The following is a 1,638-nucleotide window of genomic DNA, read 5'->3' as shown; positions in this document are numbered from 1 at the left end:
TCCTTGAACGGGTTCTTGTCGCCCTGATCGCGCATGGTCAGGCGGATCGGCGTGCCGGGCATGTCAAAGTCGGCCCGCAAGCCATTGACAAGATAGCGCGAATAGCTTTCGGGCAGCATGTCGCCATGATTGCACATGACCACGAAGGCCGGGGGCCTTGTCTTCACCTGCGTCATGTAGCGCAGCTTGATCCGGCGCCCGCCGGGGGCCGGGGGCGGATGCGCCTCGGTCATCCCGCCCAGCCATTGGTTCAACCTGGCGGTCGCGACCCGACGGTTCCAGACATCATAGGCCTTGAGGATCGCCGCATGCAGCCGGTCGAGCCCCTTGCCGGTCTTGGCCGAGACGGTCACCATCGGCGCACCGCGGAGCTGCGGCAGCAGCCGCTCGAACGACTCGCGCAGTTCCTTCAGCTTCTCGGTCTTGTCCTCTTCCAGATCCCACTTGTTCGCGGCCACGACCACGGCCCGGCCTTCGCTTTCGGCGAAATCGGCGATGCGCAGATCCTGCTGTTCAAAGGGGATGCCGACATCCAGCAGGACGACGACCACCTCGGCGAACCGAACCGCGCGCAGCCCGTCGGAAACTGAAAGTTTCTCAAGCTTTTCGGTTACTTTCGCCTTCTTCCTCATCCCCGCCGTATCGAAGATCCGCATCGGCGTGCCCATGAAATCGGCACTGACCGAAATCGCATCGCGGGTGATCCCGGCCTCGGGGCCGGTCAGCAGGCGTTCTTCGCCGATGATCTTGTTGATCAGGGTCGACTTGCCCGCATTCGGGCGGCCGATGACGGCGATCTGCAGGGGCTTGTCGCGGGTGGGCGTACGCGGCCCCTCTTCGCTTTCATCATCGGAGACATCGACATCGACCTCAGGCGCGTCCAGTGCCGCCTTCGCCTCGAATTCCTCGGCCAGGGGACGCAGCATGTGGTAAAGCTCGTCCATCCCCTCGCCATGCTCGGCCGAAAGCCGCAAGGGTTCGCCCAGACCCAGCGCATAGGCGTCCAGCACCCCGGCATCGGCATTCTTGCCCTCGGCCTTGTTGGCGGCGAGGATCACATGGGCGTTCTTCTTGCGCAGGATATCGGCAAAGACCTGATCGACAGGTGTGACCCCTGCCCGCGCATCGATGACGAAAAGGCAGATATCGGCCATTTCCACCGCGCGTTCGGTCAGCCGCCGCATCCTTCCCTGAAGGCTGTCATCCGTGACATCCTCCAGCCCCGCACTGTCGATCACCGTGAAACGCAGGTCACCCAACCGCGCGTCGCCTTCGCGCAGGTCGCGCGTCACGCCCGGTTGGTCATCGACCAGCGCCAGCTTCTTGCCGACAAGGCGGTTGAACAAAGTCGATTTGCCGACATTCGGGCGCCCGACAATGGCGAGGGTGAAGCTCATGCGGTTCTTCCTGATACGAAGCCGCCCACATATACGGGTTTTTCCCTATCGGAAAGCCCGAAGCTTGCCATCCTTGGTCACCACGTAAAGGACACCCCCCGCAACGGCAGGCCGCGCGGCTGCCCCGCCCGGCAGCTCGACCGTGCTCACCAGCGCGCCCGAAGCCGGATCAAAGCTGCGGATCAGCCCGTCTGACGAGGCGAGCACCAGTCGGCCACCGGCCAGAAGCGGACCGTAATGG

2 protein-coding genes are annotated in these 1,638 nt (G+C 63.8%); both read right to left on the bottom strand.

The window, feature by feature from the left end; all coding sequences use genetic code 11:
- Positions 1-1,397 (bottom strand): ribosome biogenesis GTPase Der (der, locus tag WBB85_RS08360; protein ID WP_432638163.1); only part of this gene is annotated, 1,397 nt, incomplete at its 3' end.
- A gap of 45 nt (positions 1,398-1,442) precedes the next feature.
- Positions 1,443-1,638 (bottom strand): PQQ-binding-like beta-propeller repeat protein (locus tag WBB85_RS08355; protein WP_432638162.1); only part of this gene is annotated, 196 nt, incomplete at its 5' end.

This window comes from Albidovulum sp. (genome assembly GCF_049646345.1).
Classification (GTDB): Bacteria; Pseudomonadota; Alphaproteobacteria; order Rhodobacterales; family Rhodobacteraceae; genus Albidovulum.
Note: the sequence above shows the minus strand (reverse complement) of the source record. Positions and strands in the feature narration are given on the sequence as shown.